Source organism: Tenacibaculum sp. SDUM215027 (assembly GCF_050566205.1).
GTDB lineage: Bacteria > Bacteroidota > Bacteroidia > Flavobacteriales > Flavobacteriaceae > Polaribacter.
Genome location: NZ_JBNXUE010000001.1, coordinates 349,679 through 374,784, shown reverse-complemented (window position 1 = coordinate 374,784; position 25,106 = coordinate 349,679). Strand labels below are relative to the sequence as shown.

The following is a 25,106-nucleotide window of genomic DNA, read 5'->3' as shown; positions in this document are numbered from 1 at the left end:
TATTATACGGTAGTAATTTATCAAAAAGAGAATCAGAATCAAATAAAAAAGCAATCTCATTTGAGATTGCTTCTACTAATTTTAATTTTTGTTTCTAACAACATCCACCACCATCATAATGATAGGTAGATTCTGAGAAAAATATATCGTCTCTTCCCAACGCTTTTAAAGCGGCTGCTGTTTTATCGCAAATAGCCAACGGTTGGTTTTTCAATAAGGTATGTCCTGCGCCATCATCAAAATAGTCTTCATCACCAAAGTAAATCGCTGCTTTTCCTGTAAAAATACAAGGTCCGTCAGCAGGCATTGGGTCTTTAATCGCTGCTACTTCAATCGATTCAATATAAATCAATTCATCGGTAGGGTAATTTTTAGGATCTAGAATTCGATACGGTTTACGAGCTCTTATTTCAATGGTTCCAAAACCAGCGTCGGTTAACATCTTTACATATTCCACAATCGGTAAACTTCCACTTAAACATAAAGCACGCAAACGCTCGTCGTTACGTAACGTTTCATTCATAGGTTGCTCACAGGTAGGGTCGCTCATTACCAAACGTCCGTGAGGTTTTAATACGCGGTACATTTCAGCAATGGCTTTCTTTAATTCTTCTGCTTTAAAAATGTTGAACAAACAGTTTTGAGCAGCCACATCAATCGAATTATCTTCTACAGGTAAGTGTAAAGCATCACCTTTGTGTAAATCTACAAACTCACTTTTAAACCAAGGGTTTTGAGCTTCTGCTTCCACAAAATTATTTTGAGAAGCTTCTAACATTTCATCTACCACATCAATTCCAATTACACCACTTTTTTGACGTGAGAAATATGCAAATTGTAATAATTCCATTCCGCCACCAACACCTACGTATAATATTTTAGGATTGTTGGTTAAATCGCGAGCATGCACTGTAGAACCACATCCGTAGTTCATTTCTTGCATAATTTTCGGAATTTTTAATCCCGGTAATTCCCAAATAGGGTTTGTTGTACAGCATAAACCAACATCTGGAGTTAAGGCTGCTTCTTTATATACATCTTTGGTGGTTTCTAAGTAACTCATATTTTTTAAGATTAAAGACCGCTACGCTGTTAGATAAAAGAATAAAGACTTGTATTGTTTGTCTTAGTTCTTGAGTCTAATAGTCTTGTTTTATAATTTGTTTGTTGTCATTGCGAGCCTTTCGACTGCCGCTCAAGACAGGCTAAAGCGAGAAATCTCAAGGTTGGATGTTTTTCCCATTCATAAGATTCCTTCACTACGTTCGGAATGACGTTATAAATTTTTAATCAGTTCTTTAAACAGCGTAATCATTTTAGGTTCAGCTTTTCCAGCAACTTCAATAATTTCGGTAATATCTACAGGTTGTAAATTTTTAGGATCACATTCATCGGTTAATACCGAAACGGCTGCACACGGAATGTTGAGTTGTTTTGCTACGATTACTTCAGGAACGGTACTCATTCCTACCGCATCTATTTCTAAAATTTGTAACATTCTATATTCAGCTCTGGTTTCCAATTGCGGACCTACAACACTTGCATATACTCCTTCTTTCAGGTCTATGTCGTTAGTTTTAGCAATAGCTTTCATTTGAGTGTTCAATTTTTTTGAATACGGTTCTAACATATCGGCAAAAATATTCCCAAACTCGTTTGCTCCTTTAAAGGCTAAGGGAGAACCTCCTTGTAAATTCAAGTGATCTTCCAATAGCATTAGATCCCCTTTTTTATAAGAAAGGTTGATAGCACCTGCAGCATTAGAAACTAACAAAGTTCTAATACCTAATGCGTGCATGGTTCTAATACCGTAGGTTACTTCCCATAAATTATATCCTTCATACATATGAAAACGACCCGACATTACCACCACTTTTTTACCCGATAGGGTTCCGTAAATTAACTTTCCGGAGTGAAATTCTACAGTTGCTTGTGGAAAGTGTGGAATATCAGCATACGGTACTTCGTGTTCAATGGTTATCTCATCTACTAATTTACCTAAACCTGTTCCTAAAACAATTCCTATTTCTGGGTTGGTAATTCCTTTATGTTTAAGAAATTCTTGTGTTTCTTGAAGTTGTTGTTTTTTAAGCATTTTTTGTATTGTGTTTGTCATTGCTAAGAATGAAGTGAGGTGGTAATCTTATTGAGGAGATTCCTTCACTTTGTTCAGAATGACGGTTAGTTTAAAAATTGATTGAATATTGGGTTGTTTTTGATGTCGTCAAAAACATCTACATCATTTAAGGTTTCCAACAAATGTACAGTAACTTTTTTTAAATCGTTTAGCGTGTCTTGCCTTACTGAAGCTGTTCCCCAGTCTTTATTTTTAAAGATGTTTGGATGTGGTTTTTTCATTCCAAGTAAGTAATAGCCTCCGTCTTCTGCAGGACCGATAACTACATCGTTTGAATTGAGTTTTTCAAAAGCTTCATTGATGTGTTCGGAAGTTAAATCGGGTAAATCACTACCAATAATGATCACTTTTTCATATCCTTCAGAAAAAGAATCTTGAAATGCATTGTGCATTCTTTCGCCTAAATCATCTCCTTTTTGAGGGTGTTTTTGATAGAATTCTTCACTCCAAATATCATTTTCACGAACTTTTACGGAATAATAAACGGCTTTGTCACAAGATAAATTTTGGGTGACTTGTTTTGTGTGTTCTAATAAGAATTTATAAATATCTAACGCAGCTTCGTCTCCGATTGTTTTAGCTAAACGTGTTTTTACTTTACCTAATTCAGGGTTTCGAGTAAATATTAGGAGAAGATTTCTCGACTGCGCTCGAAATGACACTTCATTTTGATTATTCATATATTTTTTCTCCTTTATGTAACCATTTGCTCCACTCTTTGTTGAAAGCATGGATTTTTTCGGTGGGTTTGTTTTGTTTGTTTACTACGGTATTATTTTGGTTTTTCCATTCAAAAATACCACCATATAGGTTAAAAATATTGGTAAAACCTTCTTTTTGTAGCTTTTCGGCAATGTCTTCTGAACGAATTCCTAATGAACAATATACTACAATTTTAGTGTTTTTGTCTTTAGGAAGTTTTGATAAGGTGTTTTCTAAATTGAAAAAATCATAACCAACACACATCGCGTTTTTAAGATGACTGATTTCAAATTCTTTAGGTTCACGAGCGTCTAGTATAATTATGCCGTCACCTTGAGCGAAGTCGAAAGGCTTTTCTTTTTGTAGTTCACTAATAGAAATATACGGAATACTTTCGGTATTGTGTTTTTTCAATAACTGTTGTAGGTTCTTTTGAGAAAAAGAATTTACAGACACTAAAAATATGAGAAAGATGAGGTTTTTCATGTTTAAAGATATTCAATGGTGTTTGATAAAATCTATAGAGGATTAAAGTGATTACATCTCGATACAATTTTTCTTCCAAAATATCAGAAAAACCACTCGATGTGACATTACTACATTACTACATTGTTTCATTAATTCATTGAACTATGCTACTGTTCCTTGACAGCTACTTCCTGCACCAGCAGTACAACCATAACAGTGTTGATTGATAATTATATTCCTGTTTTGTAACAATGCTTCGTTATATTCAGAAATATGTTGCGACTTACTGGCTACTTTTAGGTTCAGCATTTGATTGAAATCACAATCGTATAAATATCCGTCCCAACTTACCGATAGTGTATTGGTGCACATTACATTTTCTACTGCCATCGGATTGTAGGCTTCAACTAAAGCATACATATAGTCTTCATAATTTTCAGAAGCAATTAAATAATCTAAAAATCGGCTGATGGGTAAATTGGTAATGGCAAAAAGATTATTGAATGTAATATCGAAATCTTCTTGTAGTGCTTTCTTAAAATCTCTTTCGAGCCCTGTTTGATCTCCTGGTAAAAATGCTCCTGACGGGTTATAGACTAAATCTAATTGTAAGCTTGTCCCTTCAATTCCATAACCCACAGCATTTAACATTTTTAAAGCTTCTATTGATTTATCGAAAACTCCATCACCACGTTGTTTATCGGTTTTTCCACGTGTCCAATGTGGCATTGACGACACCACATGTACATTGTGTTTTTTGAAAAATTTTGGTAAATCGTGGTACTTTTTATTGGCTAAAATGATGGTTAAGTTCGAACGGACAATAAAATCTTTAATCCCTGCTTTGGATGCTTCTTCAACAAACCATCGAAAATTCGGATTCATTTCTGGTGCTCCACCAGTTAAATCTAACGTGTGTGCTCCCGTTTTTTTAATAACTTCCAAGCACTGCACCATAGTTTCTTTGGTCATGATTTCCTTTCGATCGGGACCTGCATCTACATGACAATGTGCACAAACTTGATTGCACATGTATCCTAAATTAATTTGAAGAATTTCTAATTTTTTAGGGCGTAATGGAAACTGATTGGTTTCTTTTATTTTTTTTGCAAACGTAGGCAATTCACCGTCAGCAAAAATTCCGTTTGATAAAATTTCAAGCTGGCGTTGCGTGTTTGCTAAATCGTTGTTTCTAGATTTTAAAGATTTTTTCATCATCCTTCCTAATAAAGCTGAAATAAGTTCAGCTTCTCATCATTTTTAGTATTTGATATCCTTCGACTTCGCTCAGGATAAGCGACCTCTAAAATTTTGCTAGAAGCAAAATTAAGAGTCTGCTTACATTTCTAATTTATTGACTTTGTTCATCATTTGAACTCCGTGTACTAAGGTTGCTCCGCTTTTAATAGCAGCACCCACATGGATTGCTTCCATCATTTCGTCTTTGGTAATTCCGCGTTGTAATCCGTCTTTAGTATACGCATCAATACAATAAGGGCATTGTTCAGTATGTGCAACAGCTAAGGCGATTAAACTTTTTTCACGTGCAGTTAAAGCTCCTTCTTCAAAGACTTTTCCGTAATAATCAAAAAACTTGTTTCCAAGTTCTTCACTCCATTCTGTTATTTTACCAAACTTACGTAAGTCGGCAGGGTCGTAATATGTTTTAGACATGTTTTTTTATTTTTAGTAAACTACCTCGGAGCAAGCACACGAGGCATTTATTGATACTGACTTTAATTTCGATATAAGCCTCTGGTGTGTTTTACCCTTTAGCGGTGCCAATAAAAAGTAAAAATACCAAATTGTAGAGATACTACCTTCCATTTAAAGACCAGTTATATTCTAAATAGCCAATGGTAGCTTTTTTATTGATTTTTACATCTGAATATTGATTCAGGAAGTCGATTAAATCTCCTTTTTTCGTAAAATCTCCTTGAAACCATTCGAATATTTTAGATAGTTGTAATCTGTTTTCTGAAATTTTATTTCTTGAGGCATCATTAATAAAGTTCTTCATCAATATTTTAGTTTTTGCTTCATAATTTCCTTCTGTAAAAGCATAGTTAGCTAATTTTGGGCAAGAGCCTGAAGCACAATTTACTGCTACATGAATTTTAGGGTCATTGTATTTTTTACGTAGTATTTCGTGTTCTATTTGATTTAAGGTATAGGTTTTTCCGCCAACCTTAGCAAAAGGAATGCTCCATGCATCTTTACCTTTCTTTTTAATGTTCATAATGCTTTTTAAAGGGTAGTTATCTAAAATTAATTTAATAGTATAGGCATTGTATGTATTTGTCCAAAAAGCTTTGATTTTAGCAGTTGACCAAGATTTTTGAGGTTTTGTTACTGCTAAATAATTTAAATAGGTTTGAAGTTGTGCTTCGTCTGCTTTAAAATCTTTATAATTTACATTTCCATTGGAGTCTACATGTTTTTTTAAAAGTGTATCAAAAACACTAGTTTGTGCAGAGGTATGTAAGAAAAAAGTAAGACTAAAAAGTAAAAATATCTTTCGCATGATTTCGATTTTGAAGTTTAGACGTGCGTTTGAAAGATACATTACAAAGAATGTTTCGAAAAATTTAGATACAAAAAAAGCCTTAACAAATAAATGTTAAGGCTTTTGTACTGAAGGCGGGACTTGAACCCGCACGGGCATTACGGCCCATTGGATTTTAAGTCCAACGTGTCTACCAATTCCACCACTTCAGCGTATACGCTTTTTTTTGACTACTGTTAAAATGAAACCTCACTCATACAAGTGAGGTTTCTTGGTACTGAAGGCGGGACTTGAACCCGCACGAGCATTACGGCTCATTGGATTTTAAGTCCAACGTGTCTACCAATTCCACCACTTCAGCATATTCTCTTTAAAAAGGATTGAGCGAAAGACGGGATTTGAACCCGCGACCCTCACCTTGGCAAGGTGATGCTCTACCCCTGAGCTACTTTCGCGTAGTCAAAAATTATTTTAATGAACGTGCATTACTGCGAATGCGGGTGCAAATATAACACCATTTTTTTAATTACAAAACAGTTTTCATTTTTTTTCAATTTTAATTCCAAAAAAAATATATGGTGGTTCAATAAGAATGGAATATCTTTGCAGAAATTTTTAAAATTAGAAGTGGATTCTGTTTCATCTGTACATACTAAAACTTCCGTAAAATCAATAGTTAAAGACTTTAAACAGTTAACGAAAGTTGGGTTGTCAATTAGTGTGGTCTTTACATCTATCACTGGATATTTATTAGGAGCAGAATCGATTAACTACACTACAATAGTTTTATTAGCTTTAGGAGGGTATTTAATGGTTGGGGCATCTAATGCTTTTAATCAAGTAATAGAAAAGGATATTGATGCCGTAATGCAGCGCACTAAAAACCGTCCGTTACCTTCAGGAAGAATGTCTACAACTACAGCATTAATCATTGCAACTATTTTTACGATTGCTGGTATAGCCATTTTGTATGCTATAAATCCTAAATGTGCCTTGTTTGGTGCAATTTCTATCTTTTTATATACGAGTGCTTACACACCTTTAAAGGCTGTTACCCCTTTAGCGGTATTTGTAGGAGCCATTCCAGGAGCCATTCCTTTTATGTTAGGTTGGGTTGCTGCAACAGGTAAATTTGGTATAGAAGCAGGATTTTTGTTTATGATTCAGTTTTTTTGGCAGTTTCCACATTTTTGGGCAATAGGATGGTTGCAGTTTGAAGAGTATAATAAGGCAGGTTTACACATGCTTCCAATGGATAAAAAAGACAAGGGAGCGGTAGTACAAATTATATTTTATACCTGTATTATGATTTTAATGTCGATAGCACCGGTGTTAAAAGTAACAGGTAATTTCTATATATATCCAATAACAGCTGTAATTATACTCCTGTTAGGAGTGTTGATGTTGTACTACGGCATACAACTGTATAAAACACAAAAAAATACTGATGCACGTAAATTAATGCTTGCCAGTGTTTTTTATATTACAATAGTACCCATAATATATGTGGTAGATAAATTTTTACACTAATGAGTGAACAAACGTTACAAGAAGAATTAAAAGTAGCCAAGCGTAAATCAGCAAAACCAATGTTGTGGATTTCCATGATTAGTATGGTGATGTTTTTTGCAGGATTAACAAGTGCTTATGTAGTTAGTATGAATCGTGAAGACTGGGTAACGTTCGACTTACCACAAGCGTTTTATATTAGTACAGTACTAATAGTGTTAAGTAGTATTACGTTGTTTTTTTCTCAAAAGCTATTAAAAAAGGAAAACATACAAGCTTCATTTACTTTGTTGTTAGTTACATTAGTACTTGGTTTAGGTTTTGTATGGTATCAATATGTAGGGTTTAATGAATTAAAGGCTGTAGGGCTTTATTTTACAGGGCCTGAGAGTACGGTGTCTACATCGTTTATTATAGGAATAACATTTATGCATGTTTTACACTTGTTAGCAGGTGTAATAGTGCTTTTAGTTGTTATTTATAATCATTTTAAAAAGAAGTATTCTTCAACCGATATGCTTGGGTTTGAACTCGGTGCAATCTTTTGGCATTTCGTTGATGTACTGTGGATTTATCTATTTTTCTTTTTCTATTTTATTAGATGATGAAAAATGCGTAATTTTGGCGCACTGATTTAACAAAAATTAACAATAAGAGATTTATGGGAGCAAATATTGCTGTAAATTCTGACAACAAAGAAACCTGGGGCGGAGGTGGTGTAAAACCATTTGGAGCTAGTTATGGTAAAATGATGATGTGGTTTTTCATCGTATCAGATGCATTAACTTTTTCGGGCTTTTTAGCAGCGTATGGTTTAACACGTTTTAAGTTTATTGATTCTTGGCCTATTGCTGATGAAGTATTTACACACTTTCCAGGATTACATGGTGTACACGCACCAATGTACTACGTAGCATTAATGACGTTTATTCTGATTGTGTCATCGGTAACTATGGTGTTAGCGGTAGATGCGGGTCATAAAATGCAAAAGAAAAAAGTAGCTTGGTATATGTTTGCTACTATCGTTTTTGGTATTATTTTCGTTGGGTCACAAGCTTGGGAATGGAAAAACTTTATTAACGGTTCTTACGGAGCTGTTAAGACTACAGATAATCATATTTTACAATTTGTAAAAGACGGTCATCAAATTGCGTTAGCAGACTTTGTTCATGCCGATAGAAAAGATGAAAGAGTTCAACATCAAAGAGAAAATGGATTGTGGTTTGAAAAAGAAGCAACAATTTCTCAGTATTCAGTAGCTCAGGTACAGGAAGCTTTTAAAGCAGATCCATCTTTATTAATTAGAATTGAAAAAGTTAATCCTGAAACCAAACAAAAAATAATCTTATCTAGAGAAGAGAGTTTAGCTCATTTAGGAAAAGCTCAAATGGTAGTAGAAGGAGCCAACTTACATGTAAATGAGTATGGTAACCCAATTTTTGCCGATTTCTTTTTCTTTATTACAGGTTTCCACGGTTTCCACGTATTTTCAGGTATAGTTCTTAATATCATTATCTTTTTTAATGTAGTGTTAGGTACGTATGAACGTAGAGGGCATTATGAGATGGTTGAAAAAGTAGGTTTATATTGGCACTTTGTAGATTTAGTTTGGGTATTTGTATTTACCTTCTTCTACTTAGTATAATCAAAAAGTAATAGTAAAATGGGTCACGCACACGAATCAAATACAAAAAGAATTTGGATTGTTTTAGCAATCTTAACAATAGTAACAACAGTAGAGGTAGCTTTAGGTATTGTAAAACCAGCAGGGTTACACTTACATGGATGGGGTACTAGTTGGTTAAACTGGATATTCATTATCTTAACAATTGTAAAGGCATATTACATTGCTTGGGCTTTTATGCACTTAGAAGGTGAAAAACCATGGCTTAGAAGAGCAATTGTTTGGACAGCTGTTTTCTTAATATGCTATTTAGTAACGTTAGTATTAATAGAAGGTGGTTACTTATACGATACACTAGCACCATTAGTAAAATGGTAATCATATAAAACAAAATAAAAGGTGGTGTTAACCACCTTTTTTTATACTTAAAATTTATAATAAAATGGATAAAACAAAAAGAAACATAGTATTGTTTACGCTATTTATTGTGCCGTTATTGTTTTATATATTTTTATCATTAGGAATCAATAACTTTGCTAAGTTACCTGTGCTTACAGAAAATGTAATTGATATTTCTTCAATTAGTAAAAAGCATCAGTTTGATAAAAGAATATCAATAGTTACCTTTTTAGGAAGTAATATAGAAGAAGCTAAAGGAGAATTGTTCAATCTGAATGAAAAGATATACAAACCATTTTATGGTTTTAAAGACTTCCAGTTAATTGTTATTGCTTCAGAAAAATCTAAAGAAGATGTAGAAAAACTTCAAAAAGAAATAGGGGCTTTCACAAACATGATAAAATGGAACTTTATTTTTGCTAATGATGCAGAAATTGAAGTATTGTATGATAGTTTTAAAACAAATCAATCGTTGGATAGAGAATTACACTCATCAAAAGCTTTTATAATTGATAAAGATGGAGGTTTAAGAGGAAGAACAGATGATGAGGATAGTGCAGAAGGTAAGTTGTTTGGTTACAATATGAAATCTGTAGCAGAACTTAACAACAAGATGAAAGATGATGTTAAGGTGGTGTTAGCAGAATATCGTTTAGCATTAAAAAAGAATAACGCAGATAGAGAAATTTAAGAAGGACTCACATGAAAAAACAAAACTATTCATACATAGGTATTTCATTAATAGTATTACTTTTTGGTATTTATGCAATTCCTAAAATTGTAGCACACTTCCAAACAGCCAATTTACATAAGTTTAATAAAGTACCGGATTTTGAGTTTATCAATCAAGACGGTGAAACAATTACTAATGAGGACTATGAAGGAAAAGTATATGTGGTTGAGTTCTTTTTTGCTACTTGTCCAACTATCTGTCCTTTAATGAATGCACAAATGGTAGAAATTCAAAATGAATTTATGGGGAATCCTAACTTCGGTATAGCATCATTTTCAATCACTCCAGAAATTGATACCCCACACCAATTAAAAGAATATGCTAAGAATAATGGAATAAATCATAAAAACTGGCATTTACTAACAGGAAAGCCAGAGGATGTTGTATATGATTTATCAAATGAAGGTTTCAAGTTGTATGCTGGAAAAGGAGAAGCAAGCCATGGAGGATTTGAACATTCTGGGTTATTTGCATTAGTAGATAAAGACGGGTATATTCGTTCACGTTATGATGAACACGGGAATCCAGTTATGTATTACCGTGCTTTAGATGAGCATAATTTTGGAAACCAAATTAGTGAGTTAAAAGAAGATATTAAGTTATTACTTAAAGAATAACATGAGTACAGCAGAAGAAAAAAAATATAAAAAGTTTATTACTATAGTTTCTATTGTAATACCTATTGCAGTGGCCGCTTTATTTGGTGTAAAAATACCTAACGTAGAACCGTTATCTTTTTTACCACCTATTTATGCGAGTATAAATGGTTTTACAGCAGTATTACTGGTGGCGTCGGTAGTAGCTATTAAAAAGGGAGAAAGAAAGCTGCATGAGCAGCTAAATACGACGGCTATAATTTGCTCTGCATTATTCTTAGTGATGTATGTAGCATATCATATGACTTCGGACTCTACTAAGTTTGGAGGAGAGGGAATGATTAAATATGTGTATTTTTTCATTTTAATAACTCATATATTGTTATCAATAGTAATTATACCGTTTGTGCTAATTACATTTATGAGAGCTCGTTTAGGTAATTTTCCTGAACATAAAAAAATTGCAAAAATTACATTTCCGTTATGGTTATATGTAGCGGTTACAGGAGTAGTTGTTTATTTAATGATATCACCTTATTATGTTTAAAAAGATTATACTTTTAATGTTTGTTGCATTTTCGATTGATGCTTCTGCACAATGTGCAATGTGTAAGGCAGTGATTGAAGGTGGTAATGAAACTATTGCTGAAGGAGTAAATAATGGAATTACTTATTTAATGGTGTTTCCGTACATATTAGTAGGGCTATTATTTTACTTTATTTATCGCCATAAAAAGAAAGCAAAAAACTAGTATTCTTAAATCAGGAATATTTTTTGTAACATTTCTCAGTTTTAATCGTCATATAGACGCAGTAAAAATAATTTATCGTTTTTATACGTTAGAGTGTAAAATTGTTTGCTAGTTTTTCTATAATTAACAGAAAAGCAATATATTTCTACTTTTAGAAATATAAACTAACTGAGTTTAAATAAAAAATATTGATCTTTTGAAAACTAAAATTGCATTATTTGCAGCTATTTTTACTTCTATAGCTGTTTTTTCACAAAAACAATGGACACTTAAAGAGTGTGTAGATTACGCCTTAAAAAATAATATAACAGTTAAGCAAAATCGCTTAAACGTTCAATTGGCTGAAAAAGATGTTGAAATATCTAAAGGAAACTTTTTGCCTGATTTAAACGCTTCATCTAGCGCTGGTTTTAGTTCTGGTTTATCACCAGACCAAACTGGGGTTTTAAAGAATACTCAGAATTTCAATTCTTCATTTGGACTATCAAGTAGAGGGACTATTTTTAATGGATTTAGAAACTTAAATCAAAAAAAGCAGGCACAATTAAGTGTAAAAGGAAGTGAGCTGGACTTAGCTAAAATCGAAAATGATATTTCTTTAAATGTAGTGAATGAATACTTAAATGTGTTGTTTGCAAAAGAAAACTTATCGGTTGCAACAGTTCAAGCAGAGATTAGTAAAAAACAAATAGAAAGAGCAAGAGCTCAGTTTGAAGGTGGAGTAATTCCAAAAGGAGATTTATTAAATGTTGAGTCAACAGCTGCAAGTGATGTTCAAAATGTTGTAGTGCAAGAAAATACATTAAGCATAGCATTATTAAGATTAAGCCAACTATTACAGATTTCATCAGAAGACTTTGATGTAGCTGATATTGAAGTGGGAACTCCTTCGGCAGCATTGCTATATGAAAATTCTAACGTAGTATATGAAAAAGCTTTATCTGCTTGGCCAGATATAGAAAGAGCAAAATTGGATGTAAGTAATGCTGATTTAAATATAAAATTAGAAAAAGGAGCTTATCTCCCTAACTTATCTTATTCAATAGGAGCTAGTAGTTCTTACTTTCATCAGTTCAATAACTTGTTCCCGGGTCAAACAAATGACTATTTTTTTAAACAAACAAAAGATAGAATTAGATATAACTTGGGTTTGTCACTTAACATTCCAATCTTTAACCGTTTTCAAACAAAAAACAGAGTTAAAAAATCTGTTATAAATAAAGAAGTTTCTCAACTTGCTCTTGAAAATCAAAAATTACAACTACAACAAGAAATAGAAAGCGCTTTTTTAGATGCAAAAGCTGCAGCTAAAACTTATGAAGCAGCACAAGTATCATTAGAAGCCCAAAAGGAAGCCTTTAAAAATGCTCAAGTTAGCTATGACTATGGATCAATGACTCAATTTGATTTCGATCAAGTACGTAATCGATTGGTAAATGCAGAAGGAGCAATGATTAGAGCTAAATACGATTATGTATTTAAAACGAAAGTATTGAAATTTTACTATGGAGAGTCAATCGTTGACTAACTAAAACTAAGAAAGATATATTTATTGTTGGAAGAGCCTTGTTAGAATTTTACTAATGAGGTTTTTCTTTATAATGTATCTTTGCCAAAAATAATTTCAGATTTGGCAACAATCTTACATATAGAAACAGCAACTAAAAACTGTTCGGTTAGCGTAGCAAAAAAAGGAGAACTCTTAGCAATGCAAGAATTAAATGATGGCAACTATTCACATGCCGAAAAGTTACATCCATTTATTCAGCAGGTAATGCAAGAAACAAAACTTTCCTTTAGTGATATTGATGCTGTTGCAGTAAGTAAAGGTCCAGGTTCTTACACAGGATTACGTATTGGAGTTTCGGCTGCAAAAGGATTGTGTTTTGCATTTGATAAACCTTTAATATCTATAGAAACATTACAATCTTTGGCTTATAAAGTTTCTATAGAGGAGGGAGTAATTATTCCGATGTTAGATGCTCGCCGTATGGAAGTATATGCAGCTGTATATAATTCTAAACGCGAACAAATAAGAGATATAAAAGCTGAAATTATAGATAAAAATTCTTTTCAAGAGTATTTGTCAATAGGAAAAGTATATTTTTTAGGTGATGGAGCAGAAAAATGTAAAGAAGTTATTACGCACGAAAATGCAACTTTTATTGACGGAGAGTTTCCTTCAGCAAAAGAAATGGTAAAGTTAAGTTTTGATAAATACAAAAAAAACGACATCGAAGATGTCGCTTATTTTGAACCTTTTTATCTAAAAGATTTTGTAGTTACACTCGAAAAAAGAAAACTATAAGTTGCTATAAAAGATAAGAACCTTCTTTATGTTTTCTTTTTTACGAATATTTATCTTTTTAGATTTTATGAACTTTTTAATATTTTGAGAGTTCTTACCAAATAGATTTATAAACTTTTTCTTATTGGTAGGCAGTTTAATTGCTAAATTATTAGAGTTTTTAAAATGAATGTAAAAAACATCTTTTTCTTTGTGAAAAGCTGCTGGTTTATATTTATCATAGCCAGTTGTAGGTTTTTGAGCTTTTTTAAAAGAAATTTGTTCCTTTGTTAATAATGTTGCTTTTTTACTGTTAAAAGTAATAACGAAGAAACCAATATTATTGTCATCATAATAAAAGGCTCTGTATACTTTATTACTCTTTAAAAAGACATCCTTACCTAAAGAATATTTGTCAGGTATAAATGATTTTATTTCGTTGTTTAATTTTATTTCAAAATAATCTTGATGAGCATTATATTTACCTACTAGTAAATCATTTTTGAAACTAGATATTTTAAGTGGGGTATGTTGATCTTGAATAAAAGGAGATCCTTTTATACTTTTGCTTGTTTTAGAAAAAGTAGAGAGTGTGTACGAGCCATCATTGTATTGAGCAAAATCATTCTCTTGAGCTTTTAATACGGCAACTGTAATTAGGTAAGAAAAAAGAAATAATATTTTTTTTTTGAAATTCATAATAATTTATTTATTGGAAATATACAACTTTTTTTTCTAATTGAACTTCGGATATAAAACTTGACTTAGTAGAAGTTTTGAATTGATTAGTTAATATTCTCTTAACTTTTTTATATCTCAACTTAGGGTTAAAACCTCTTATAGTTTAATAGCAGTGTTCTTAGTTATTTTAAAAATTACTATCTTTTGGTATGGAAGAATGTACATGTAAAGGTTCTGATACAGTTAGTAGGTTAACCCACAATTTAGTTAGAGTTACAAAATATCGCTACCAGATATTAAAAGGAGTAGTTAGTTCTGATCATATGCATATAGAATATGCTTACAAGTATAAGCTATTTAGTAAAATAACTCAAGGGGAGAAGCCCTAATAAGTTTCAATAAAAATTTCCAAAGTTAAGTGATTTTAACTTGAGAAAACATTTTTGGGGAGTTGATCATGGAGTTAGGAGTACAGGTAATATAACAGATGAAATGGTTAACGAATATTTAGAGAGCCATAGGAGTGCAAATTCAGACAATTCTAATTTTATATTAGAACACAAAAAGGGGCTTTTAGCCCCGTATAATAAACTTATGCGTTTTTAGTGCAGAGTGATTTATCTAAAAGATTTTGTAGTTACGCCTGAAAAAAAACGTTAAGCCTCTTTGTGAATTTCAACAGAGTGTGGGTAAGGAATTTCAATTCCAGCGTTGTCTAAGGCAATTTTAGTGCTTTCAGTTATGTCGAAGTAAACAGACCAGTAATCTTCTGTTTTAGACCAAGGTCTAACAGCAAAATTCACAGAACTATCTGCCAATTCAGATACATTTACAGTAGGAGCAGGATCTTTCAATACTTTAGGGTGTGAAGTAATAACACCCATTAATAGTTCTTTAGTTTGTTTAATATCTGCATCGTAAGAAACACCAAAAGTTAAATCTACTCTACGAGTACCTTCTGTAGAGTAATTAACAATATTCCCGTTAGATAAAGAACCATTAGGTATAATTATTTCTTTATTAGATAAGCCTGTAAGTTTAGTAGTGAAAATTTCTATTTCTTTTACAATACCTATTTCTCCTTGAGCCTCTATCAAATCACCAATTTTAAAAGGTTTAAAAAGCATAATTAAAACACCTCCAGCAAAATTACCCAAAGAACCTTGTAAAGCTAAACCAACAGCTAAACCAGCTGAGGCTAAGATAGCAGCAAATGAGGTAGTTTCAACCCCTAGTTTTGCTATTACTGTGATTATTAAAAGAATTTTTAATGTCCAATGTAGTAAATTAACTAGGAATTTTTGTAGTGTAACATCTACTTCTCTTTTAACCATTATTTTTTTGGTAGCTCTAAGTAGAAGGCTAATAATATAAGAACCTACGATGTAAATAATAATAGCCATAATCGCTTTTGGAGCGTAGGTGATTATTAAATCTTGAAATTTTTCTAAATACTTTTCCATTTCTTATGGTAAATTTTAGTTGTTAATAAATGATTTTAGTAAGTAGTAGTTGGCTTTTTATAGCATAAGACTGGCTAGCCCTAATAAAGCAGGTATAGATTGAATGGCAAAAATACGAGGTTTTTTTGTAGAAAAAGAACCATAAGCACCAGCAATAAAAACACAAATCATAAAAAAAATAGCGACATCAATTTTTTGTGATAAAATAGACCAAATTAAGCCAGCAGCAAGGAAACCATTATATAGACCTTGGTTGGCGGCTAATACTTTTGTTTCTTCTGCAAAAACCTTGGATTTTAAACCAAAAGTTTTTATTCCTTTTGGGGTGGTCCATAATAGCATTTCTAATATTAGAATGTATAAGTGGATGAAAGCAACTATTGATAAAAGAATATATTGTGTAATGTTCATAATAAGATAAAGATAAAATATGCGGTTTAGATAGTTATCAAAACCGCATGTAGTAGTTAGTATGTATTAAGGTTATTTTACTTCAAAAGTTACTTTTAGGTTTACTCTAAATTCGGTTACTTCATCATCATTTACAACTACACTTTGTGATTGTACAAAAGCGGATTTAATTCCTTTTACTGATTTAGAAGCTTGTTTAATGGCTTTTCTAGTGGCATCTTCCCAGTTTTTCTCAGAATTTGCTAAAATTTCAATAACTTTCATTACTGCCATAATAATTTTTTTAAAGATTAATACATGTAAATATAAGCTTTTAAAAACTTTTTTTAAGAGATGAGTAATTATTAAAAACCTTCAATGTTAATTTAACGTTACGTAAATGTTTCAAATATGTAAATTTTTTGTATATTTGTGTTAACAGGTATTAACTTTAAAAGATTTAGATTATGAAAAAATTAATAATAGTAGCTTGTATGTTATCTGTAGCATTTTTACAAGCTCAGGACATAGAACCAAAATATGAAGTTGAGGGTAATTTAGTAAAAGCCACTTATTTTTATGAGGATGGAGCTATTAAAGAGCAAGGTTTTTTCAAAGATAAAAAGTTAACAGGTACTTGGACTTCTTTTGATAAGAAAGGAAATAAAGTGGCTATTGGTCATTATGAAGCAGGAAAAAAAGTAGGTAAATGGTTTATGTGGAAAGAAGATGGATTGAAAGAAATCGATTTTAAAGATAATGCCATAGCAAGCGTACAAACTTGGAAGGAAGAGACCAAAATGGCAGTGAAATAAGTCAATATTTTGCAGAATAAGAGAATTAGACCGAGTATTTTATATACTCGGTTTTTTATTTTCTACCAAAATCAGCAGGAATTTCGCCCCAAGCTTTAGTTTCCCACTTTAACAATGGGTTTTTAAATGAGTTTTGTTGTAACCAGGTTTCAGCACGTTTAATTAAGTCTAAAATTTCTTTATTAGAACTATCAAATGTAATATTGGTTCTACATTGTTTCTTTCTAACCCAACTCATAGCTATTTTAGAGTCCGAATAAATTGGGAGAGAATCCATGTTTTTACTTTTTAACAAAGCAATTCCATGCACAAGAGCTAAGAACTCACCAATATTATTAGTGCCGTTCTTAAATGGTCCCATTTTAAATATTTCTTTCTTATTATGAGTTAAAACACCTCTGTATTCCATCAAACCAGGGTTTCCTGCACAAGCAGCATCAACAGATATACTTTCTAAAATAGGAGAACCATATTTGGCTTTTTCCTCCAGAGAAAGCGTTGTTTTTTTAGTGTCTTTTCCTTTATACTCGTTATAGCTTTTCTTTAACGCTAATTCGGCTTCTTTTTTATCAGCAAAAGCTTTGTATTGTGCACCAGTAAATCCGTCAATTTGCTTTTTACAAGCATCCCAAGACGAAAAAACACCTGTTTTTTTGCCTTTCCAGACTACATAGTACTTTTTTTTCTTACCCATTCTGTAAAATTATCTCTTCAATAACCTTTGGGAAATGTTCATATTCTAACTCGTGAACTTTTTGAGCTATGGTCTCAGGAGTATCTTCAGAAGAAATAGAGGTTTTAACTTGAGAAATAATAGCTCCCTCATCATAATTTTCATTTACATAATGAATGGTGACACCTGTTTCAGTTTCATTATTTTCTTTTACAGCATTATGTACGTTCATTCCGTACATTCCTTTCCCTCCATATTTAGGTAATAATGCAGGGTGTATATTGATTATTTTATTAGGAAAAGCTTCTACGATTTTAGAAGGAATACGCCATAAAAACCCCGCTAATACTATAATATCTGCTTCTGCTTGTAAAAAATTTAATACGGTATCATCTTTTGTAAAGCTTTCTTTGTCAAATAAAGAAGCGTCAATATTTAACCTTTCACAACGGTCAAAAACTTTGGCACGCTGGTTGTTAGAAAGCACATGAGTAACAATCGCAGTTTTAGTTGAATTAAAGTATTTAATGATGTTTTCGGCATTAGAACCAGAACCAGAAGCAAAAATAACGATGCGTTTCATGTTAAAATTTAGTTGTTTTGTTACTACAAAAAAAAGAATAATTATTAACAATGGTGGTGTTTGTAGCAAAATATTCAGGTATTTTTTTTATTTTAGACATCACATTTTTGAGCAAAAGTTAGAATTAATAACTAAGATTTGTATTTTTGCCTCGATTTTAAATTTTAAAACAAACAAATTATGTCAGACATTGCATCAAGAGTAAAAGCAATTATCGTAGACAAATTAGGAGTAGACGATAACGAAGTAACTAACGAAGCAAGCTTCACAAACGATTTAGGAGCAGATTCTTTAGATACGGTTGAGTTAATCATGGAATTCGAAAAAGAATTTGATATTCAAATTCCAGATGATCAAGCAGAAAATATTGGTACTGTTGGTCAAGCGGTTAGCTATATTGAAGACGCAAAAAAATAAGATTATATGCAATTAAAACGAGTTGTAGTAACTGGACTTGGCGCATTAACGCCAATAGGAAACAATAAAGAAGAGTATTGGAATAGCTTGGTTAACGGAGTTAGCGGAGCAGCACCTATAACGTATTTTGATGCTGCCAAGTTCAAAACTCGTTTCGCATGTGAGCTTAAGGATTTCAACGCGACCGATTTTATTAATAGAAAAGAGGCGCGTAAAATGGATAGATTTACACAGTATGCTATGGTTGCTTCTGATGAAGCAATTGCTGATGCTAATTTAAATCTAGACGAAGTCAACAAATTAAGAGTTGGCGTTATTTGGGGAGCAGGTATTGGAGGGTTAGAAACATTTCAAAATGAGATGTTAAATTATGCTGAAGGAGATGGTTCTCCTCGTTTCAATCCGTTCTTTATCCCAAAAATGATTGCAGATATTGCGCCTGGAAATATTTCTATTAAGAATGGATTTATGGGGCCAAATTATACAACGGTATCTGCTTGTGCATCATCGGCTAATGCTATGATTGATGCTTTAAATTATATTCGACTAGGTCATTGTGATGTAGTTGTAACTGGTGGTAGTGAAGCTGCTGTTACGATTGCAGGTATGGGTGGTTTTAATGCTATGCATGCCTTATCTACTAGAAATGAAAGTCCAGAAACAGCCTCAAGACCTTTTGATGCTGAGCGTGATGGGTTTGTTTTAGGAGAAGGAGCAGGTGCAATAGTCTTAGAAGAGTACGAACATGCCAAAGCTCGTGGAGCTAAAATTTATGCAGAAGTTATAGGTGGAGGAATGTCTTCTGATGCTTACCATATGACAGCACCACATCCTGAAGGAATAGGTGTTATTGCAGTAATGAAAAACTGTCTTGAAAATGCTGGAATAAAACCAGAAGACGTAGACCATATCAACACTCACGGTACTTCAACCCCCCTAGGAGATGTTGCAGAATTAAAAGCAATCTCTGAGGTCTTTGGAGATCATGCTAAGAACATTAATATCAACTCAACAAAGTCTATGACAGGACATTTGTTAGGTGCTGCTGGTGCTATTGAAGCAATTGCTTCGTTATTAGCAATGGAGCACGGTGTTGTTCCCCCAACAATTAATCATACTAACGTTGATGAAAACATCAACCCAGAGTTAAACTTAACGTTAAACAAAGCTCAAAAAAGAGAGATTAAAGTTGCAATGAGTAATACATTTGGTTTTGGTGGTCATAATGCTTGTGTAGCCTTTAGAAAACTAGATTAATCTTTTATGAACTTCCTTCGTAGAATTGTTAAACCCCAAAATAAAGAGGACGAAAACTTCTACTACGAATTAAAAGAACTGCTTAATTTTAAACCAATTAAGTTATCGTATTATAAAAAAGCATTTACGCACAGATCTTTAAAATTAGTAGATAGTAAAGGACACCCTGTTAACTACGAACGTTTAGAGTTTTTAGGAGATGCCATTTTAGGTACAGTTATAGCTTCTTACCTGTTTAAAAAAGTACCTGAAGGAGATGAAGGGTATTTAACGCAAATGCGTTCTAAGATTGTAAGTAGAGAGCACTTAAATAGTTTAGGTAAAGACCTTGAGCTAATTAGGTTTATAAAAAGTAACATTTCCAAAGAACATGTTAGTAATAACATTCATGGAAATATTTTTGAAGCTCTAGTAGGTGCAATATATTTAGATAGAGGATACAATTATTGTCATCAGTTTATTTATGAACAAGTAATAATGCCTTACGTAGATATTGAACGATTGGAAGGAAAAATATCTAGTTATAAAGGTTTTGTTATAGAGTGGTGTCAAAAGCAAAAGAAAAAGTATAAATTTGAATCATACGAAGATTCAGGTAACCAAAGTAAGAAACACTTCAGTGTTCGGGTTAGTATAGATGGTAACATCATAGCTAAGGGTAGAGCAACGTCTAAGAAAAAAGCAGAGGAAATTGCAGCAAAAAGAGTATATTTTGCTATGCAAAAGCAAATGCTAAATTCTTAACACGTAAACAAAAAACGTTTTCGTAAATTTTACATAGTATTTTCTATACATTCATTAATTTAGCAAAAACAAATAATTGTTTTTATGCCAATTTATGAGGTGAATATAAATGAATTTTCTAACGATGATTATACATTGATAGGTATTCATACTACTTTAGGTGAGTATAAATTAGCATATTTATTGAACCAATATTTACAAATTAAGTTTAATAGGGCAAATTATGACTTAGACTTTATTAAAAAAGGTAGTCAATCATCTTATACAGTATATGAATATACCAATGCAAAACTATGTCAAGATTGGTTTTTAATTGCAAATGTATATAAGTCAATTCTTGAATCAGAATCAATAAGTCTTTTTAATCAAAGTGATTCAATTACGCGTTTGATACCAGAAAAGAAAAAGGTTGATTTTTTTTTAAAACTAGAAGGAGATTTTGATTATGACTCAATTCTAAAAATTATAGAAGTAATTAAACAAATTCCTCAAATTATAACCTCTTATCAAATAGAGGTAAACTCATTAAAATCGAAAGATTTTTTAATTTTTTAATTATATGCCACACAACAAGAAAACAAAAATTGTAGCAACATTAGGTCCAGCAACAAACACAAAAGAAATTTTGGCTAATATGGCAGCAGCTGGTGTAAATGTTTTTAGAATTAATTTTTCACATGCCGATTATGAAGTAGTAAAAGAACGTGTACGTCAAATACGAGAGATAAATGATGAAAGAGGCTATAACGTAGCAATATTAGCAGATTTACAGGGACCAAAGCTTAGAGTTGGTGTAATGCAAAATGGAGTAGAATTAAAAGCAGGAGACACCTTTATTTTTACTACAGAAAAATGTGAAGGAACACAAGAGAAAGCTTTTATGACCTATCAGCGTTTTCCTAAAGATGTAAAGGTAGGAGAGAAGATTTTAGTTGATGATGGTAAGTTGATGTTTGAAGTAACAGCAACAGATAAAGAAAGTGAAGTTGTTACTAAAGTAATAGTTGGAGGAGCGTTAAAATCGAAAAAAGGAGTTAACCTTCCAAATACTAAAATTTCATTACCAGCTTTAACAGAAAAAGATAAAAAAGATGTAGTTTTTGCATTAGAGCAAGAAGTAGACTGGATTGCACTTTCGTTTGTAAGAACGCCAGAAGACTTACGTATTTTACGTGATATAATTAAACAGAAATCACGTTATAGAGTTCCTGTAATAGCAAAAATAGAAAAACCAGAAGCTGTTGAAAACATAGATGCCTTAATTCCATATTGTGACGGATTAATGGTAGCTCGTGGTGACTTAGGGGTTGAAGTACCAATGCAAGATGTACCTTTGATACAAAAAATGTTAGTTCGTAGAGCTAAGCAAGCAAGGATTCCGGTAATTATAGCTACTCAGATGATGGAAACCATGATTGAAAACTCTGTGCCAACAAGAGCAGAGGTAAATGATGTAGCAAATTCTATTATGGATGGAGCAGATGCTGTAATGCTTTCAGGAGAAACTTCAGTAGGAAAACACCCAATAAGAGTTATTCAAAAAATGACTGAAATTATTGGAAGCGTAGAATTTTCAGATTTAATAGAAGTTCCGCAAGAGCCACCTCACATTCGTACTAAAAGATTTATAACTAAATCAGTATGTCATCATGCAGCATTGATGGCTGATGATATTGATGCAGCAGCAATATCAACTTTAACTAATAGTGGATATACAGCTTTTCAAATTTCTGCTTGGAGACCAAAATCACACGTATTAGCATTTTCATCAGAAAAGAGAATCTTAGGAAAGTTAAATCTTTTATGGGGTGTTAGGGCTTATTTTTACGATAGAGAATTAAGTACCGATGATACGATTGAAGATATTAACGAAATAGCTAAAGAAAAAGGCTATGTAAAAACAGGAGATTTTATGATAAACTTATCATCAATGCCTGTAAAAGCAAAAGGTATGGTAAACACGTTACGTGTTTCTCATATTGACTAAATAAAGACAATAAAATATAGAAAAAGCTCAACTTTAAAAGTTGAGCTTTTTGGTTTTATAATTCAAGCTTTCGTGTACAAATAATAGCATCATTAACCACAAAAGGCATCGGCATCATTATTTCACTTCTAGGTCGTATAGTAAACTTAGGGTGAGATAATAAATCGTTTGATATCTCATTAATTACAATATCAGGCTTGGTATTTTTATCAATAGTAAAAGAAATAGTCAAGTCTTTATCAGTATTTGCCATTTGATAAATTAACAAGGTTCCTTTATCAGCAACAAAAGCCTTTCCTTTATCGTACAAAGTTCCGTTAACAGTAAAATTAGTTAATTCTATTTGAGTGTTGGTGTATAACTCGTATTTGTCAATGTTACGAGTAGGAGTGATTGTTAACGAAATACTTCGCTGGTTATTAATAATTGTATCTTGATTAATTTTGATGTTAGAAATACGGATATCTTTATTTTCTGTTTTTTGGTAATAGTTAAAAGAAGTGTTGTATTTACTTTTTCCTGAAATTAAATCAGCACCACCTTGTTTAGATTCATCGTTAAAATATTGTTTGGTATATCCATCTAAGGTTTTATTATGACTTGCCCAATATGAAGTGTTAGTGTCAGAGTTTTGAATAAAAACTAAGCTGTTAGGCTTTTTCTTTTCAATTGAAAAACCGCTATTAAATGTAGCATACCCAAAGAATAATAACGCCAGAAAACCAGTTAATGTTTGCCATCCATTTTTAGTTTTTTCCTGATAAAAAACAGGAAGCATCAACCCGAAAAGAAACACTAAAAGTATGGCTGAAATAAATAATGTTTTTAAACCTAGCGCTACAGGAAATAACTGAATCATAGGAGCAATCATATAAATTGTAGGAATAGATATAATTGCAAAAAGTGTAGCTCTAGATGCCTTATTTATATTCATAAACAGTAAGATTGCTAAAAGCAATAAAGAAGCAAAAACGGGAATAATAAAGAAGCCAGCTCCTGGTAAATTCATGTAAATTATAACATTTATAACCAATCCAAAAATTATAGGAGCGACTAGTAAATCTATGGTTTTAGCTTCTTTTAATTTATTGTATACTTTGAAAATAATCCAAAGATTTAAAAGAACAAAAGCAATAATATATTGATATCCATTGTATGTAAAACCATGAAGCATGTCGGTATATTGTGGATGGATAATCAATAATAATTGCCATAATCCGTAGGAAATACCTATGCATAACACTAAAGACAGTATGTAAGGAATAAAACCTTTTAATACACCCATTACTGTCATCTTCTTCTTATATATGCCTACTGCAACCAGCACTATAAATAACAAAAAGGCAATGATAAGCATTGGTAACACCCAAGAAAACGGATAGGTTAAAAGCTTTATAAAAGGGAAATTTACATATATATAGTCAGTATCGCTATTCAGGTTGGTTAAATCAGCATTTGCAAAATAGTTTAATGAAGTTGTAAAGTAATCGGCCTGATGTAACAGTGTTTCTCTATTTAACCTTTCGTATGAATCTTGTTCAGTGTGATAATCAAAATGATCATCAATAAAGGCAAAATTAAATCCGTTAATATTTCCTTTTTCTCTAAAAACAGTTAAATCGGTATCATTAGGAAGCTTTTTATATACACCGTACATTAAAGAGTTGGCAGCAGGGTAATTTGGGTTTGCATTTAAAAATTCAGTTAACAATGTTTTGTTTTTACCATTTGTTTCCATTAACATATAACTAGAACCACCGCTACCACGAGCTTCAAAATTTAGCACCAACCCAACATCTTGTGCCCATGGATGATTTTCAACAAAAGCTTGTGCTCCTAAAAGCCCTAACTCTTCAGCGTCAGAAAAGAGAATGATAATATCGTTTTTAGGAGTTTTATTTGCTGATAAGTAAGCTCTTATACCTTCTAAAATAGTTACAACACCAGAGCCAGCATCACTTGCACCTAATGATGAATGCGGATTAGAGTCGTAGTGTGTTAAAAGCAATAAAGCTTTTCCTTTTTCGGTTCCTTTAATTCTAGCAATGATATTTTCTGTAGTAGTTGCTGCTCTCCATTTTTTATTAACAGCAGTTTGATATTGAATTTCAGGTTCTAAATTCAATTTTTTCAACTCTTGTACTAGATAATCTTGTACTTTTTTGTGTTCTTCTGATCCAGTATGATGTGCCTTTTTAGAAATATTTTTCAGATGGTATAGTGCATTATCAATCGAAAATTCTGTAGGGCTAATTTCTTTTTTAGCAGATGTAGCGCTTGGTATTATGTCATTAAAGCTCCAATAAACAGTTAAAATAATGATGATAACTGCAAGGTAATTTCTTGATGATTTCATAGTTGGATTTTAGTACTTATAAAAGTA

Annotated in this window: 31 protein-coding genes and 3 tRNA genes; 17 read left to right on the top strand and 17 right to left on the bottom strand. The window is 32.1% G+C overall.

Annotated elements, in window-relative coordinates; genetic code table 11:
* Positions 1–94: 94 nt before the first annotated feature.
* The 10 genes from arsM to ACQYZ7_RS01700 form a co-directional block, all read right to left on the bottom strand.
* Positions 95–1,063, bottom strand: a complete 969-nt coding sequence (arsM, locus tag ACQYZ7_RS01745) for an arsenosugar biosynthesis arsenite methyltransferase ArsM (protein ID WP_430728082.1) — start codon at positions 1,061–1,063, stop codon at positions 95–97.
* A 213-nt stretch (positions 1,064–1,276) separates the two neighbouring features.
* Positions 1,277–2,095: a purine-nucleoside phosphorylase gene (locus ACQYZ7_RS01740; protein WP_430728081.1), complete on the bottom strand. Its 819-nt coding sequence runs from the start codon at positions 2,093–2,095 to the stop codon at positions 1,277–1,279.
* Between the two features lie 86 nt (positions 2,096–2,181).
* Positions 2,182–2,817 carry a TIGR04282 family arsenosugar biosynthesis glycosyltransferase gene (locus ACQYZ7_RS01735; protein ID WP_430728080.1) on the bottom strand — a complete coding sequence of 212 codons (636 nt, stop codon included), beginning with the start codon at positions 2,815–2,817 and terminating at the stop codon, positions 2,182–2,184.
* The gene (locus ACQYZ7_RS01730; protein WP_430728079.1) at positions 2,810–3,325 is read right to left on the bottom strand and encodes a rhodanese-like domain-containing protein; all 516 of its coding nucleotides are present in this window, start codon (positions 3,323–3,325) and stop codon (positions 2,810–2,812) included. Before ACQYZ7_RS01730 ends, ACQYZ7_RS01735 begins: the two co-directional genes overlap by 8 nt.
* A gap of 144 nt (positions 3,326–3,469) precedes the next feature.
* On the bottom strand, positions 3,470–4,525 hold the full coding sequence (gene arsS, locus ACQYZ7_RS01725) for an arsenosugar biosynthesis radical SAM (seleno)protein ArsS (protein WP_430728078.1): 1,056 nt from the start codon (positions 4,523–4,525) through the stop codon (positions 3,470–3,472).
* A gap of 120 nt (positions 4,526–4,645) precedes the next feature.
* A complete protein-coding gene (locus ACQYZ7_RS01720) occupies positions 4,646–4,981 on the bottom strand; it encodes an arsenosugar biosynthesis-associated peroxidase-like protein (protein WP_099215110.1) in 336 nt (111 codons plus the stop codon).
* A 142-nt stretch (positions 4,982–5,123) separates the two neighbouring features.
* Positions 5,124–5,831 (bottom strand): DUF547 domain-containing protein, encoded by a 708-nt coding sequence (locus ACQYZ7_RS01715; protein WP_430728077.1) that lies wholly within the window; start codon positions 5,829–5,831, stop codon positions 5,124–5,126.
* A 108-nt stretch (positions 5,832–5,939) separates the two neighbouring features.
* Positions 5,940–6,025, bottom strand: a tRNA-Leu gene (locus ACQYZ7_RS01710).
* Between the two features lie 60 nt (positions 6,026–6,085).
* Positions 6,086–6,174, bottom strand: a tRNA-Leu gene (locus ACQYZ7_RS01705).
* A 22-nt stretch (positions 6,175–6,196) separates the two neighbouring features.
* A tRNA-Gly gene (locus ACQYZ7_RS01700) sits at positions 6,197–6,268 on the bottom strand.
* A gap of 172 nt (positions 6,269–6,440) precedes the next feature.
* Between ACQYZ7_RS01700 and cyoE the strand changes: the two genes are divergently transcribed.
* The 10 genes from cyoE (at position 6,441) to tsaB (ending at position 13,734) form a co-directional block, all read left to right on the top strand.
* Positions 6,441–7,343 carry a heme o synthase gene (cyoE, locus tag ACQYZ7_RS01695; protein ID WP_430728863.1) on the top strand — a complete coding sequence of 301 codons (903 nt, stop codon included), beginning with the start codon at positions 6,441–6,443 and terminating at the stop codon, positions 7,341–7,343.
* Positions 7,343–7,927, top strand: a complete 585-nt coding sequence (locus ACQYZ7_RS01690; protein ID WP_430728076.1) for a cytochrome c oxidase subunit 3 — start codon at positions 7,343–7,345, stop codon at positions 7,925–7,927. Before cyoE ends, ACQYZ7_RS01690 begins: the two co-directional genes overlap by 1 nt.
* Positions 7,928–7,983: 56 nt before the next feature.
* Complete coding sequence (locus ACQYZ7_RS01685) at positions 7,984–8,967, top strand: cytochrome c oxidase subunit 3 (protein ID WP_430728075.1); 984 nt, start codon at positions 7,984–7,986, stop codon at positions 8,965–8,967.
* Between the two features lie 18 nt (positions 8,968–8,985).
* Positions 8,986–9,324, top strand: coding sequence for a cytochrome C oxidase subunit IV family protein (locus ACQYZ7_RS01680; protein WP_115899439.1), 339 nt, complete (start codon positions 8,986–8,988; stop codon positions 9,322–9,324).
* Between the two features lie 64 nt (positions 9,325–9,388).
* Positions 9,389–10,036 (top strand): hypothetical protein, encoded by a 648-nt coding sequence (locus ACQYZ7_RS01675; RefSeq protein ID WP_430728074.1) that lies wholly within the window; start codon positions 9,389–9,391, stop codon positions 10,034–10,036.
* Between the two features lie 11 nt (positions 10,037–10,047).
* Positions 10,048–10,695, top strand: coding sequence for an SCO family protein (locus tag ACQYZ7_RS01670; RefSeq protein ID WP_430728073.1), 648 nt, complete (start codon positions 10,048–10,050; stop codon positions 10,693–10,695).
* A gap of 1 nt (position 10,696) precedes the next feature.
* Complete coding sequence (locus ACQYZ7_RS01665) at positions 10,697–11,221, top strand: DUF420 domain-containing protein (RefSeq protein ID WP_430728072.1); 525 nt, start codon at positions 10,697–10,699, stop codon at positions 11,219–11,221.
* Positions 11,222–11,237: 16 nt separating this feature from the next.
* Positions 11,238–11,426, top strand: coding sequence for a hypothetical protein (locus ACQYZ7_RS01660; protein WP_303505767.1), 189 nt, complete (start codon positions 11,238–11,240; stop codon positions 11,424–11,426).
* A 196-nt stretch (positions 11,427–11,622) separates the two neighbouring features.
* Entirely contained in the window at positions 11,623–12,954 is a 1,332-nt protein-coding gene (locus ACQYZ7_RS01655; protein ID WP_430728071.1) for a TolC family protein, read from the top strand.
* Positions 12,955–13,056: 102 nt separating this feature from the next.
* Positions 13,057–13,734: a tRNA (adenosine(37)-N6)-threonylcarbamoyltransferase complex dimerization subunit type 1 TsaB gene (gene tsaB, locus ACQYZ7_RS01650; protein WP_430728070.1), complete on the top strand. Its 678-nt coding sequence runs from the start codon at positions 13,057–13,059 to the stop codon at positions 13,732–13,734.
* Here the strand turns inward: tsaB and ACQYZ7_RS01645 are convergent.
* Complete coding sequence (locus ACQYZ7_RS01645; RefSeq protein ID WP_430728069.1) at positions 13,729–14,412, bottom strand: hypothetical protein; 684 nt, start codon at positions 14,410–14,412, stop codon at positions 13,729–13,731. The genes tsaB and ACQYZ7_RS01645 overlap by 6 nt on opposite strands.
* 411 nt (positions 14,413–14,823) lie before the next feature.
* Between ACQYZ7_RS01645 and ACQYZ7_RS01640 the strand changes: the two genes are divergently transcribed.
* Positions 14,824–15,000, top strand: a complete 177-nt coding sequence (locus ACQYZ7_RS01640; RefSeq protein ID WP_430728068.1) for a hypothetical protein — start codon at positions 14,824–14,826, stop codon at positions 14,998–15,000.
* 50 nt (positions 15,001–15,050) lie between these two features.
* On the opposite strand, the gene ACQYZ7_RS01635 is transcribed toward ACQYZ7_RS01640, so the two are convergent.
* The 3 genes from ACQYZ7_RS01635 to ACQYZ7_RS01625 form a co-directional block, all read right to left on the bottom strand.
* On the bottom strand, positions 15,051–15,857 hold the full coding sequence (locus ACQYZ7_RS01635; RefSeq protein WP_430728067.1) for a mechanosensitive ion channel family protein: 807 nt from the start codon (positions 15,855–15,857) through the stop codon (positions 15,051–15,053).
* Positions 15,858–15,914: 57 nt separating this feature from the next.
* Entirely contained in the window at positions 15,915–16,268 is a 354-nt protein-coding gene (locus tag ACQYZ7_RS01630) for a DUF1304 domain-containing protein (protein WP_430728066.1), read from the bottom strand.
* A gap of 72 nt (positions 16,269–16,340) precedes the next feature.
* Positions 16,341–16,541, bottom strand: coding sequence for a dodecin family protein (locus ACQYZ7_RS01625; protein WP_430728065.1), 201 nt, complete (start codon positions 16,539–16,541; stop codon positions 16,341–16,343).
* A 173-nt stretch (positions 16,542–16,714) separates the two neighbouring features.
* On the opposite strand from ACQYZ7_RS01625, the gene ACQYZ7_RS01620 reads away from it, so the two are divergent.
* Positions 16,715–17,062, top strand: coding sequence for a toxin-antitoxin system YwqK family antitoxin (locus ACQYZ7_RS01620; protein WP_430728064.1), 348 nt, complete (start codon positions 16,715–16,717; stop codon positions 17,060–17,062).
* 55 nt (positions 17,063–17,117) lie between these two features.
* On the opposite strand, the gene ACQYZ7_RS01615 is transcribed toward ACQYZ7_RS01620, so the two are convergent.
* Both ACQYZ7_RS01615 and ACQYZ7_RS01610 read right to left on the bottom strand, forming a co-directional pair.
* Positions 17,118–17,756 carry a viroplasmin family protein gene (locus ACQYZ7_RS01615; RefSeq protein WP_430728063.1) on the bottom strand — a complete coding sequence of 213 codons (639 nt, stop codon included), beginning with the start codon at positions 17,754–17,756 and terminating at the stop codon, positions 17,118–17,120.
* The gene (locus ACQYZ7_RS01610; RefSeq protein WP_430728062.1) at positions 17,749–18,318 is read right to left on the bottom strand and encodes a phosphoribosylglycinamide formyltransferase; all 570 of its coding nucleotides are present in this window, start codon (positions 18,316–18,318) and stop codon (positions 17,749–17,751) included. Before ACQYZ7_RS01610 ends, ACQYZ7_RS01615 begins: the two co-directional genes overlap by 8 nt.
* 180 nt (positions 18,319–18,498) lie before the next feature.
* Between ACQYZ7_RS01610 and ACQYZ7_RS01605 the strand changes: the two genes are divergently transcribed.
* The 5 genes from ACQYZ7_RS01605 (at position 18,499) to pyk (ending at position 22,723) form a co-directional block, all read left to right on the top strand.
* Positions 18,499–18,735: an acyl carrier protein gene (locus tag ACQYZ7_RS01605; protein WP_093871978.1), complete on the top strand. Its 237-nt coding sequence runs from the start codon at positions 18,499–18,501 to the stop codon at positions 18,733–18,735.
* A gap of 6 nt (positions 18,736–18,741) precedes the next feature.
* Positions 18,742–19,992 (top strand): beta-ketoacyl-ACP synthase II, encoded by a 1,251-nt coding sequence (fabF, locus tag ACQYZ7_RS01600; RefSeq protein ID WP_430728061.1) that lies wholly within the window; start codon positions 18,742–18,744, stop codon positions 19,990–19,992.
* A 6-nt stretch (positions 19,993–19,998) separates the two neighbouring features.
* Positions 19,999–20,736, top strand: coding sequence for a ribonuclease III (rnc, locus tag ACQYZ7_RS01595; RefSeq protein ID WP_115899425.1), 738 nt, complete (start codon positions 19,999–20,001; stop codon positions 20,734–20,736).
* 84 nt (positions 20,737–20,820) lie between these two features.
* A complete protein-coding gene (locus tag ACQYZ7_RS01590) occupies positions 20,821–21,291 on the top strand; it encodes an IPExxxVDY family protein (RefSeq protein WP_115899424.1) in 471 nt (156 codons plus the stop codon).
* A gap of 4 nt (positions 21,292–21,295) precedes the next feature.
* Positions 21,296–22,723: a pyruvate kinase gene (gene pyk / locus ACQYZ7_RS01585; protein WP_430728060.1), complete on the top strand. Its 1,428-nt coding sequence runs from the start codon at positions 21,296–21,298 to the stop codon at positions 22,721–22,723.
* Between the two features lie 55 nt (positions 22,724–22,778).
* Here pyk and ACQYZ7_RS01580 read toward each other — a convergent pair whose 3' ends face one another.
* A complete protein-coding gene (locus ACQYZ7_RS01580; RefSeq protein ID WP_430728059.1) occupies positions 22,779–25,079 on the bottom strand; it encodes a M20/M25/M40 family metallo-hydrolase in 2,301 nt (766 codons plus the stop codon).
* Positions 25,080–25,106 lie beyond the last annotated feature (27 nt).